Annotated in this window: 9 protein-coding genes; all 9 read right to left on the bottom strand. The window is 41.3% G+C overall.

The window, feature by feature from the left end; genetic code table 11:
* Positions 1-214 precede the first annotated feature (214 nt).
* Entirely contained in the window at positions 215-1,963 is a 1,749-nt protein-coding gene (pyk, locus tag Q0376_RS03055; RefSeq protein ID WP_298703947.1) for a pyruvate kinase, read from the bottom strand.
* 126 nt (positions 1,964-2,089) lie between these two features.
* Positions 2,090-5,506, bottom strand: coding sequence for a DNA polymerase III subunit alpha (locus Q0376_RS03050; protein WP_298703945.1), 3,417 nt, complete (start codon positions 5,504-5,506; stop codon positions 2,090-2,092).
* 3 nt (positions 5,507-5,509) lie between these two features.
* On the bottom strand, positions 5,510-6,289 hold the full coding sequence (locus Q0376_RS03045) for a M48 family metallopeptidase (RefSeq protein ID WP_298703943.1): 780 nt from the start codon (positions 6,287-6,289) through the stop codon (positions 5,510-5,512).
* Positions 6,290-6,291: 2 nt separating this feature from the next.
* Entirely contained in the window at positions 6,292-8,103 is a 1,812-nt protein-coding gene (gene typA, locus Q0376_RS03040) for a translational GTPase TypA (RefSeq protein ID WP_298703941.1), read from the bottom strand.
* 331 nt (positions 8,104-8,434) lie between these two features.
* Complete coding sequence (locus tag Q0376_RS03035; RefSeq protein WP_298703939.1) at positions 8,435-8,878, bottom strand: cupin domain-containing protein; 444 nt, start codon at positions 8,876-8,878, stop codon at positions 8,435-8,437.
* 52 nt (positions 8,879-8,930) lie between these two features.
* The gene (locus Q0376_RS03030; RefSeq protein WP_298703936.1) at positions 8,931-9,236 is read right to left on the bottom strand and encodes a heavy-metal-associated domain-containing protein; all 306 of its coding nucleotides are present in this window, start codon (positions 9,234-9,236) and stop codon (positions 8,931-8,933) included.
* Positions 9,237-9,309: 73 nt separating this feature from the next.
* Positions 9,310-9,549: a twin-arginine translocase TatA/TatE family subunit gene (gene tatA, locus Q0376_RS03025; RefSeq protein ID WP_298703934.1), complete on the bottom strand. Its 240-nt coding sequence runs from the start codon at positions 9,547-9,549 to the stop codon at positions 9,310-9,312.
* Positions 9,550-9,774: 225 nt separating this feature from the next.
* A complete protein-coding gene (gene pgl / locus Q0376_RS03020) occupies positions 9,775-10,524 on the bottom strand; it encodes a 6-phosphogluconolactonase (RefSeq protein ID WP_298703932.1) in 750 nt (249 codons plus the stop codon).
* Entirely contained in the window at positions 10,509-12,038 is a 1,530-nt protein-coding gene (zwf, locus tag Q0376_RS03015; RefSeq protein ID WP_298703930.1) for a glucose-6-phosphate dehydrogenase, read from the bottom strand. The genes pgl and zwf overlap by 16 nt, the downstream gene beginning before the upstream one ends.
* Positions 12,039-12,228: the final 190 nt, after the last annotated feature.

Below are 12,228 nucleotides of genomic sequence, written 5' to 3'. Positions count from 1 at the left end.
GCATTCTGCCTCATACATGCATTCTGCCTCAATCTGCACCCACGATACGTCTATAATAATGCCTCAACAAAGCCTTTAATAAGGCTAAAATAAGGACTTTAATAGTGCAAAAATAGGGACTTCGAAAAGTCCCTATTTATTAAATGTCTATATATAGTTTACCAACTTTAGAAAATTCAAGCAATACGCACTTGATTAGCATCATAACCCTATATTATCGAGCGTTGGCAATACCTTCAAATACTTTGCCACGAGATCCGTCAACAGTCACTACATCACCATCTTTAAGTTTTGTATGAGGACTGTCAACACCAAGCACTACAGGAATTCCAAAATTAATCCCTGCAATGGCCGTAGCTGATGTAAAGCCATCTTCTACAGCAATAATGGCGCTAGCTAATTGAGCAAATGGCATAAGCTCTGGTTCCAAGGAGCGAACAACTAAAATATCGCCCGCCCGGAAGTCACTTTGCGCTTTCGCCGCATCAAAAGCAATGCATACACGGCCTGTAGCAGCACCTTTGCCAATGCCATTACCTTTAAGCACAGCCTTGCCCACTACATGAACGCGAATCATATTAGTGGTACCGGAGGAACCAGAAGGAACACCCGCAGTAATCACCACAAGATCACCAGATTCAATGCGCCCTTCTGCTAAAGACGCAGAAATTGCACTGTGAACCATTTCATCAGAATTAGCATGTGGTGCACTATTAACAGCTTCTACGCCCCAATATAATTGAACGCGGCGGATGGTTTCCTCATGAGGAGTTACCGCTAAAATGCGCGCATTAGGACGATTGCGAGCAATGCTCATCGCTGTTTTACCACTTTCTGTACAAGTGATAACTGCAGCTGCATTAAGGCTTTGAGCCACTGTTACTGTAGCATTACTAATGGCATCAGTAGTCTGTATTTCATCTAAATCAAGTTCATGTTCAATATTGCAATATAAAGTAGAGTGTTCAGTAACTTCCGCAATGCGTGCCATTGTCTGAACCGCTTCTACTGGATATTTACCGCCAGCAGTCTCACCAGAAAGCATAACCGCATCAGTGCCATCTAAAATCGCGTTGGCTACGTCACTGGCTTCAGCGCGGGTAGGACGTGGATTTTGCGTCATAGACTCTAACATCTGAGTCGCTGTAATAACTGGTTTACATGCTTTATTACATTTGCTGATCATCATTTTTTGAAGCACTGGCACTTCTTCTGCAGGGATTTCAACCCCTAAGTCACCACGAGCTACCATAAGTCCATCAGACATGCGCAAAATATCATCTAAATTATTAAGACCTTCTTCATTTTCAATTTTAGAAATAATCTTAATATCAGTGCCTTCTTCTTCTAAAATGCGGCGAATCGCTACTACATCACTGCCCCGTTGCATAAAGGAAGCCGCCACATAGTCTACACCCATTTTACAGCCAAAGCGAAGATCCTCTTTATCGCTATCAGAAACTGGTGGCAAACTAAGTGGTACCCCTGATACAGCTACGCGCTTGCGATCACTCATAGGCCCACTATTTTGAATGGTTGTATAAATCTCAGTCCCCTCAATCTTATCTACATGTAAAGTGACAAGACCATCAGATAATAAAATATTACAGCCCACTTTTACATCATCTACAAGCCCTTTGTGATTAACGGAACAGATTGTTTCGTCCCCTTCCACATCGCGCATAGTAAGCGTAAATGGTTGGCCCGCTTCGAGCATAACTTTACCGGCTTTAAATAAGCCAAGGCGAATTTCAGGTCCCTTTGTATCGAGCATAAGCGCCACTGGAATGCCTGTTTTCTTAGATGCTTCTCGCACAGCATTCATACGTTTTGTATGTTCATCATAACTGCCATGTGAAAAATTAAAGCGCGCCACGTTCATACCTGATTCAAGCATGCGTTCCAATACGCCAGGTGCATCAGTACTAGGTCCAATAGTGCATACAATTTTAGTTCGTTTCATAATAGATTCCTCTCTTAAAGTTATAGTTGTGCTGAATTTTATGTATCCCCTCATAAAATTTTAAAATAAGCTAACATACACTTTATGTCTATCTATCCCTTTATACAAAATATTATACAATACGCACTATACGATTTCTACACTATCTGGGCCTAAAATCTTCTCGATTTCACTACAAATTTTTGGTCCCGGAGTGAAATAATACGCTTTAGCCACTCCCATTCGTTTCTTCTGGCGATGTAAATAAAAGACCACCGGCACAGCACCTTCGGCAGGAATTAATAAGTCTTTTAGCTTCGCACTCGCCTCCGGCGTGTCATAGCCAGGACGAATATGTAAAATAATCCCTTTCGCCTGATCATAAGCTCGTTTTAAAGGACCAATATGGTCGGCAATGATTTGTACGCCCTTTTCATCCGCATCAATGCGCCCTGACACACGCACCGCCATATCGACTGCTAAATAGGCTTGGCTCCGTTGATAAGTCTGAGGAAATACCACAATGCTGGCTGATCCAGAAAAATCCTCTAAGCGAATAATGGACATTAAATCATTGCGCCGCGTAATCTTATCGACTTTATCAACAATGAGTCCCCCCATGGTAACAGTTTTTTTATCATATTGTTCTGGATTATCGTGAAGACGACCTAATTCAAACAAATTACGCAATTCCTCTTCATAGGCCGTCAAAGGATGACCTGTAATATAAAAGCCAGTATATTCTTTTTCATCGCGCAATTTTTCCTCTTCCGGTAAATCCTCTAAGGCTGGCGTAGCTAGTACTTCGCTCGCTGCTACCTCATCATCACCAAAAAGGCTCATAGTACCTAAGGCTTGATCTTTTTGATGTTTTTGCCCTAAGGTTTGTGCCATTTCATACATATGTAAAAGCTGATTCCGGTTTTCCTTAAAGCTATCCATGGCGCCGCAGCGAATTAAGCTTTCTAACAAGCGCTTATTCACCACTTTAGACTCTACACGTTTACAAAAATCTAAAATAGATGTATATAGGCCATTTCGTTCACGCTCTGCCAGCAATGTTTCAATGGCATTATCGCCTACACTTTTTACGCCGCCAAGACCAAAGCGAATGGCTTCATTTTGCACCGCAAAGGCTTGTTCCCCATAATTTATATCAGGCCCCAATACTTGAACACCATGCTTTTTACAGTCATTAATGTAATAAGTCAATTTATCTACATTCGTCATGAAGCTCGTCATGGTAGCGGCCATGAATTCAGGGTAGTAATGGGCTTTTAAATACGCTGTTTGATACGCAATATAAGCATAGGCCGCACTATGGGATTTATTAAATCCATAACCGGCAAAATATACTAAGAGATCAAATACTTCGTTAGCAATCTTTTCTTCAATGCCATTTTTCTGTGCCCCTTCTATGAAAGATTGGCGCTGTGCTTTGAGGACTGATTCTTTTTTCTTCCCCATGGCACGGCGCATTAAATCCGCTTGCCCAAGAGAGAAGCCACCCATAGCAGAGGCGATCTGCATAACTTGTTCTTGATATAAAATAACCCCGAAGGTGTCTTTTAAAATAGGTTGTAAGAGTGGGTGTAAATATGTAATGTCCATCTCTCCATGACGCCGCTTAATAAAGTCTTCTACCATGCCACTGCCTAAAGGGCCTGGACGATAAAGGGCTACTAATGGAATTAGATCTTCAAAATGCTCAGGTCGAAGGTCCATAACTAGTTTTGTGATCCCTTCTGACTCTAGTTGGAACACACCAGCCGTATCGCCCTTAGCAAGGATTTCACAGGCCGCCTTATCATCTAAAGGAATTTGATTTAAATCAATCTGAACGCCATGATTTTCTTTGATGAGTTTTAAGGCATCATCCATAACCGTTAAGGTGCGAAGGCCTAAAAAGTCCATCTTAAGAAGGCCTAGTTCTTCAATATTATCCTTATCATATTGCGTTACAAAACCGCTATCATTGGCATTTTGCAATGGCACATGCTCTTCTAAAGGCGCCGCTGAAATTACAACCCCCGCCGCATGGGTAGAGGCATTACGGGCAATGCCTTCTAATTTGCGACCATAATCAAAGAGCTCCTTAACTTGCGCATTACTTTCATAGAGCTGTTTTAACTCCTTGCCTTTCAAGGCTTTTTCTAATGTAATGCCCAGTTCATTCGGAATCATCTTAGCATATTTATTTACATCTTGTAGTGGTAAATCCAACACACGTCCGACATCGCGAATAACAGCACGCGCCGCCTCAGTACCAAAGGTAATAATCTGGGCCACTCGTTCTTGACCATATTTTTCTGTTACATAATCAATAGCAAGACCGCGCTTTTCATAGCAAAAGTCAATATCAATATCAGGCATGCTAATACGTTCTGGATTTAAAAATCGTTCAAATAGTAAATCATATTTCAAAGGATCAAGACCCGTAATGCCTAGTAGATAAGCAACCACAGAGCCAGCCGCACTACCACGACCAGGGCCTACTAAAATATCATGCTCTCTTGCATAGCGCACATAGTCCCACACGATAAGGAAGTAATCATCAAATCCCATCTGCCCAATAACGCCCAATTCATAATCGAGGCGCTCCATTACATCAGGACGTGGTTCATTACCGTATAAACGAGGAATTTCACGCTCGCAAAGATAGCGCAAATAGGAAGCCGCCGTTTCCCCTTCAGGCACATCAAAATGAGGCAAATGATGTTCGTCAAAATTAAATTTTACATTACAGCGCTCTGCAATGGCCAAGGTATTATCTAGTGCTTCTGGTACATGAGCAAAGAGCTCCGCCATTTCATCGCCACTCTTCATGTAGAATTGATCATTGGGAAATTTGAGTCGCGCTGTTTCAGCTACCTTTGCCCCTGTAGCAATACAGACCTTAATATCTTGCGCGTCCGCATCTTCTTGTAACACATAGTGGAAGTCGTTAGATGCCACAAGGCCTACACCATATTCTTTGGCTAGTTCAATCATCACATCTTGAGCTTTTGCCTCTGCCGGAAGACCATGATTTTGAATTTCTAGGAAAAAGTTATGTGTTCCATATATATCTAAATATGTTTCCAAGGCCCGTTTAGCGCCATCCACATTGTCTTGTAAAATATACTGAGGAATTTCACCTTGAATACAAGCACTCAAAGCAATAATCCCTTTACTATACATTCGAAGTAATTCATGGTCAACCCGCGGCTTGCGATAAAAGCCTTCCGTAAACCCTCGGGATACAATTTTAGTTAAGTTTTGATACCCTTCCATGGTTTCTGCTAGCAAAATCAAATGTTTCAAACGCTCGTTTTTACCATTTTGCATTTCCTTAGTAAAACGGCTTCCTTCCGTCACATAGACTTCACAACCTATAATAGGTTTGACTCCTGCATTGATGGCCTCTTTATAAAAATAGATGGCACCGCACATATTCCCATGGTCAGTAATAGCCAAAGCAGGCATATTTAACTCTTTGGCTCGCGCCACCATCTGAGGTAGGCGACTAATGCCATCCTGCAAACTATATTCTGTATGTCCGTGCAAATGAACAAATGGTCTCATACCTTACCTCCCTCTAAAATATGTATTCAACTCCTTGCGCACAGTTTTCCATTGTGGCATAAATTGCCCCACTACAGCCCAAAAATCAGCAGAGTGGTTGGGATGTATAAGATGGGCAAATTCATGTATCATCACATACTGTAAAAATCGAATAGGACCACTCAATAATTGTTGATTAATCATAATGCGCCCTAACGCTGGCGAACAGGACCCCCACCGTGTTTTAGCTTTCGCCACGCGAAAAGTAGGCCTTACTATATCATAGCCGGCAGCAATAAATGCATCATATACACTCGCACCAACCCGCAATACAGTATCTTGCATTAGGCCTTGTAAAAATTCTGCCATTAAGGCCGCCTTTTCAGGTGTTCCCATATGATCCTTAATGAACATATAAATAATTTGAGGTCGCGTCTCACTCCAACTAACATAAGCCCTACGGCCTGGTGGCGAGTAGCGCACATCTAAAGTGGCTACATGGCCAAGAATGCGAAGTTTCTCGCCTTTTACATAAGCTAATGTGCGCTGTACCTTTGGTTTAACTCGTGCTTTTGCTTTACGCAAAAAATCTTTATGTCCTTCTACAAATGCTCGTACAGTACTTACAGATGTTCTAAAAGGCACCGATACAGAAACGGTGCCTTCAGAGTTAACACGAAGATTCAAATTTTTAACGGACTTCCAGGTCACCGTATAGGGCACGGGGCGACCGTCAAGAATGACTTCGTAATGTTCTATTTTTTTACTGCTACGAGCTTGTAAATCTTGTCGTAGCCCACTCATACTTATTTGCTATTTTTAGCTGCTTTAGCACGAGCTGCACGATCAAGAATCGCTTTACGCATGCGAATGCTCTTAGGCGTTACTTCTACAAGTTCGTCATCGTTAATCCATTCAAGTGCTTGTTCCAAACTGAAAATGCGAGGTGGCACTAAGCGAACAGCTTCATCAGAGGAACTGGAACGCATGTTAGTAACATGTTTTTTCTTACATGGGTTAACGTCCATATCGGATTCGCGAGCATTTTCACCAATGATACGGCCTGTGTAAACTGGTTCATTTGGTCCAATGAATAATGTACCGCGATCTTGTACAGAGTTTAAGCCATATGGTGTTGTTTCGCCATCTTCAAAGGCTACAAGTGCACCGCGTGTACGGCTTGGGATATCCCCTTTGAATGGTGCATACCCATGGAATACATGGTTCATAATACCATTGCCTTTTGTGCTAGTTAAGAACTGTGCACGGAACCCGATTAAGCCACGAGCTGGAATGATGAATTCCATACGAAGGTAACCAGCTAACTCATTCATGTTGATAAGTTCAGCTTTACGAGCGCCAAGGTTTTCCATAACAGTACCCATGAATTCTTGAGGTACGTCAATTGTTAAGTATTCTAATGGTTCGCACAATTGATCATTAATGCGTTTGTAAATTACACGAGGTTTACCTACTTGTAATTCATACCCTTCACGACGCATAGTTTCGATAAGAACGGCTAAGTGCAATTCACCACGGCCAGATACTTTAAAGGCATCTGGAGAATCAGTTTCTTCCACCTTCATGGACACATTAGTTTGCACTTCTTTGAATAAGCGATCACGCAAATGACGGCTTGTAACAAAATCGCCTTCACGACCAGCAAATGGAGAATTGTTAACAGAGAACATCATAGCCAATGTAGGTTCGTCAATGGAAATAGAAGGTAATGCTTCTGGATTTTCCACGTCAGCTACAGTTTCACCAATATTGATATCTTCAATACCTACGAACGCAGCGATATCCCCCATAGCCACTTCATCAGTTTCTACACGGTTCAAACCATTGTAAGTATATACGCGGCCGACTTTTGCTTTACGAGTGCTTTCTCCATTCATAATCGCTACTTGTTGACCAGTTTTTAAGCGGCCACGAACCACGCGACCTACCGCAATTTTACCTACATATTCATCATAATCAAGAGTAGTTACCATGAACTGTAATGGGCCATCAATATCACCTTGTGGAGCAGGAATTTCTTTAATAAGCACTTCGAATAAAGGCTGCATATCTTTGCCTTCATCATCCATGGATGCTTTAGCAATGCCATCACGAGCAGATGCATATACTACTGGGAAGTCTAATTGATCATCATCAGCTTCAAGTTCCATGAATAATTCCAATACTTCATCTTCAACTTCATGAACACGTTGGTCAGGACGGTCAATTTTGTTGATAACTACGATTGGTTTTAATTTCTGTTCCAATGCTTTGCGAAGTACGTATTTTGTTTGAGGCATTGGGCCTTCAAAGGCATCAACTAAAAGAAGTACACCATCTACCATGTTAAGTACGCGTTCTACTTCGCCACCAAAGTCAGCATGGCCTGGAGTGTCAACGATATTGATTTTTACGTCGTTATGCATAACAGCCGTATTTTTAGACAAAATAGTAATCCCGCGTTCACGTTCCAAGTCATTGGAATCCATTACGCGTTCTGCCACTTTTTCATTTGCTCTGAAAATATGGCTTTGTTTTAATAGTGCGTCCACCAAAGTTGTTTTACCATGGTCAACGTGTGCAATAATTGCAACATTACGAATATTTTCGCGAATCATGTAAGCCTCCCATATAGCTACTATTTATACATTTTTATGAATACCCGAAATCAAAGGATTTACGGACTATCTTCATTCTCAAAGACAATAGTTAATTATAGCATAAAAACTATATATCGTCTATAGAAAGCCCTCATTTTATCTCGCCACTCATCCTAACTTCTTTCTTAACGCTCTTCCTAACTTTATCCCTAATTGTCTCCTTACCGTTTCCCAGAATTTGCGTCTCAAGCTTCGCCTTAGCCCCCTTAGTTCGCGTCTCTGTTCTAGGGCCACATCGCCTCAGTTAATACGTAAAAACACTGTACGTAAGAGCTTACCAACTCTTCCTTTAACAGCTTTCTAAAAACTCTTTAACCACAGGGTTGGTCTTCAATTCTTCAATCTGCGCCGCATCAGGAATTTTAACCTCATCTCGATCAATATTAACTAAGCACAAAAAGCCTAGATAATCCCCTTTATTAGCGCGGAACTGATGAATCGTGTGGCTTGGAATTTCTATGAAATCCCCTACCTTTACATCTGTCACTGTAGTACCTAACAAGCATTGACCCTGTCCTCTAAAAATCATGACCATATGAGTGTGTTCATGATGCTCTAGCGTAGAGTACCCGCCTGGTTTCACCTCAAAATAGCGAAATTGGCAAGGAATATCAAAGGAACCATTGAATAGAACCTGCCGTGTCACATCCTTAAATGGACTTCCATCTTGTTTATATACCAAAGTATCTACACCCTCCCAGGTGTATTCTTTATCATTAAATTGCTTAATCATCTGTGCCCCCTTATAAATAAAGCCCGCTGCAACGCAACGGGCTTAGTTCATTTTATTTAAATAGACGTTTCAACGTACCTACGAAACCACCATGAGTATGAGCAGCGTCAGATACAGAAGCAACATCAAAACCAGTTGCATCAATAGCCGCTGTAATCGCTTCAGCGGTTACTTTACTAGCGTCATAAGAAATCGTTACATCTTTAGTCTTTAAATCTACATCAGCAGACATAACACCGGGCAATCCAAGCACGGCTGTTTTTACTGTATTTTCACAATTACTGCACATCATACCTGGTACATTAAACACTTGTTGATGTGCATGGCCTGTACTGCCGCAACCACAATCTTTACACATATAATAACCTCCTCAAAAATAGCTCCAAAGGCCCCTCACAAAGTACTGTGGGGGCCTCCTTATAAGCAATTGATTATTCAACCTCTTTATGCTTTTTCTCGTTTACTTCGCCCGCTTCCACATCAATGGTTTCCGTCTTGGCAACATCAGATACTTTTGCATCAGATTTCTTTTTATCAGAACTTACTGCATCTTTAAATTCATTGATGCCCTTGCCGATGGCTTTACCTACTTCTGGTAGCTTTCCTGGGCCAAATACAACTAGTGCTATGATTAACACTAAAATTAATTCCTGCGTGCCGAAATTAAACATATGCTTCACCTCGTTCAGCTACTAAATAACTACAACCATCATCTGTTACTCTTACAGTGTACCACGAATGGAAGCACTATGGCTATAGAATCATAATAGCGAATTCTCAATTCAAATATATTATTTTATCAAAGGGGGTATGTGCACATTAGCGAAGGGGTATATATACAGCAGGCCAAACCTATATCCCCTTTAACAAAGGGATGTATAATTTTGCTTTTATACTTACCCTTTTTTCGCTGCTGTATCAACAAACCACTCTACTTCCTCTTGAGATAACACCGCGCCAGGCAATACATGACCAATTCGTTCCTGCCAAGATTCATCAGCATAATCAAGACGTTGCCGAAGCACGCGAGATAATGCACTAGCCTTAGAGTCCCCCACTACAGTAAACCATACTTTTTTGGCTGAAGCTAAAAATGGGAATGTCATGGTCACGCGCTTCCAAACCTTGCCATCTGTTACAGGCGCAATCTTGCGGTCATCTACATGAAGGGCTTGAGATTTTGAAAACAAAGACGCTGTATGGCCATCATCACCTAGGCCCAATAAAACTAAATCAAGGGTGTCTTTTTCACAAGCACGAAGCACCATATCCACTTCTTTTTCATACGCATCAGCAGCTTCTTCCACTGTACCGTCATTAGTTGGCACTGGGTAAAAATGACAACTTGAACCAATATTGCCAAAAAGTCGTTCCTTAGCTCGACCAAAATTATTATCTGGATCAGTATGCGGTACAAAACGCTCATCTACCCAAAGGAAAAAGATATTTTCCCAATCTAGCTGTGTGCGATATTCGTCAGTATTAAGAAGTTCAAACAAGGTATTCGGAGTCGTGCCACCAGAAATAGCCACTACACAGGACCCAGTTGTTTTAATACAATCATCAGTAAATGCAATAAATGCTTTGGCTACTTCTTCGGCCACCTGCTTTGGTGTGTCAAATACATGAATTAAATCTTGCGCCATGCCAAAGTGCCTCCTTCTAAAATCTCATTTGCTTCCTTAGGACCTTCACTAAAGGCTGGATAGAAACAAAGTGGTACATTATCAAGATTAGCTTCCCACGCATTTAATAAAGGCATGAAAAGCTTCCAAGACGCTTCTACTGTATCATTACGTACGAACAAGGTTTGATCCCCTAATAGGGCATCTAAAATCAAACGTTCATATGCATCCGGAATATCTACACCTTGCATGAAGTCACTGTAGGAGAAATCCATTTCCAATGTATTAACGCAAAGTTTTGAACCTGGAGACTTCACTTCAATGGAAAGGCCCATCCCTTCATGAGGCTGCATGCGTAGCAACAATACATTTTGATTAAAGTCCTTCGGACGAATTGGCTTAAATATGGAATGTGGAATTGGTTTAAACGTAATCGCAATTTCACTCGATTTCTTAGGTAAGCGCTTACCCGTACGCATATAGAATGGTACGCCACGCCAACGCCAATTATCAATAAACAATTTTAATGCCACATAGGTTTCTGTTTGAGACCGAGGTGCTACGCCCTCTTCTTTTCGATACCCTACAACTGGATTCTCTGGGTCAACAGATTCCACGTATTGTCCCCGTACAGCCATATGACCTAAATCTTGGCCATCTAACGGACGGATTGAGGAAATTAATTTTGCAATTTCATCACGATACGCATCAGCTTCAAATACGGCTGGTGGTTCCATAGCAATCAAAGATAGCATTTGAACCATATGATTTTGGAACATATCGCGAAGCGCACCGGCCTTGTCATAATAACCAGCTCGCTTTTCTACACCCAACTCTTCCGCTACCGTGATTTCTACTTTTTCAATGTATGTGTGATTCCATAAAGGTTCGAAAATCGCATTAGCAAAACGAAGCATTAAGATATTTTGTACGGTTTCTTTACCTAGATAATGGTCAATACGATAGGTCTGAGACTCTTGAATATATTGTTTTAATGCATGGTCAAGAGCCACGGCACTTTCTAAATCATGGCCAAATGGTTTCTCAATAATAACCCGTTTCCACCCATCTGTTTCGTCTAGTAAGCCTTCGTCATGTAATCCTTTTACGATGGGTTCAAAAAGAGCTGGTGGCATAGCTAAATAAAACAAGGCATTATGCTCTGTCTTATGCGCACCTGTTACGCGTTCTAATTCTTCATCGAGTCTTGCAAATGTATCAGACTCCGTGTATTGCCCAGATACATAGGAAAAACGCTCTATAAATGAATCATCTAAGGTGCCTTCTCCTTTTAAAGACTCACGCACTTCTGCTTGAAATTCTTCATTAGACATAGCCGTCCGGGCTACGCCAATAACGGCAAATTGCGCTGGTAATAAATTGCGTTTATACAATGCAAAAATAGCAGGTAATAATTTACGCTTAGTCAAATCACCAGAAGCGCCAAAGATAACTATGGCACCAGGTCCTGGTGCTGTATCGATGCAAAGTTGCTCACGGCAATTATATGAAACTGTCATTGGTCCTGCACTCATTCTTTATAATCTCCCATACTTCTCAACAAGTATCTAATAGCTCAAATACAATGATTAGATACTGTATGTTAAAACACATAAAACACATGCTAAAACAACAGCATATGTTGCACAATAATATAACTTTATCATAGCATACTAGACGCTTAATGTCATCAAAAAAGCACGGCTCAAAAGACCCGCGCTTTTA

Origin of the sequence: uncultured Veillonella sp. (assembly GCF_937981445.1) — a bacterium.
Taxonomy (GTDB): Bacteria; Bacillota; Negativicutes; order Veillonellales; family Veillonellaceae; genus Veillonella_A.
Note: the sequence above shows the minus strand (reverse complement) of the source record. Positions and strands in the feature narration are given on the sequence as shown.

Coding starts and splice junctions, on each gene's coding strand:
- pyk (WP_298703947.1), bottom strand. CDS start 1,963: ATGAAACGAACTAAAATTGTATGCACTATTGGACCTAGTACTGATGCA.
- Q0376_RS03050 (WP_298703945.1), bottom strand. CDS start 5,506: ATGAGACCATTTGTTCATTTGCACGGACATACAGAATATAGTTTGCAG.
- Q0376_RS03045 (WP_298703943.1), bottom strand. CDS start 6,289: ATGAGTGGGCTACGACAAGATTTACAAGCTCGTAGCAGTAAAAAAATA.
- typA (WP_298703941.1), bottom strand. CDS start 8,103: ATGATTCGCGAAAATATTCGTAATGTTGCAATTATTGCACACGTTGAC.
- Q0376_RS03035 (WP_298703939.1), bottom strand. CDS start 8,878: ATGATTAAGCAATTTAATGATAAAGAATACACCTGGGAGGGTGTAGAT.
- Q0376_RS03030 (WP_298703936.1), bottom strand. CDS start 9,236: ATGTGTAAAGATTGTGGTTGCGGCAGTACAGGCCATGCACATCAACAA.
- tatA (WP_298703934.1), bottom strand. CDS start 9,549: ATGTTTAATTTCGGCACGCAGGAATTAATTTTAGTGTTAATCATAGCA.
- pgl (WP_298703932.1), bottom strand. CDS start 10,524: ATGGCGCAAGATTTAATTCATGTATTTGACACACCAAAGCAGGTGGCC.
- zwf (WP_298703930.1), bottom strand. CDS start 12,038: ATGAGTGCAGGACCAATGACAGTTTCATATAATTGCCGTGAGCAACTT.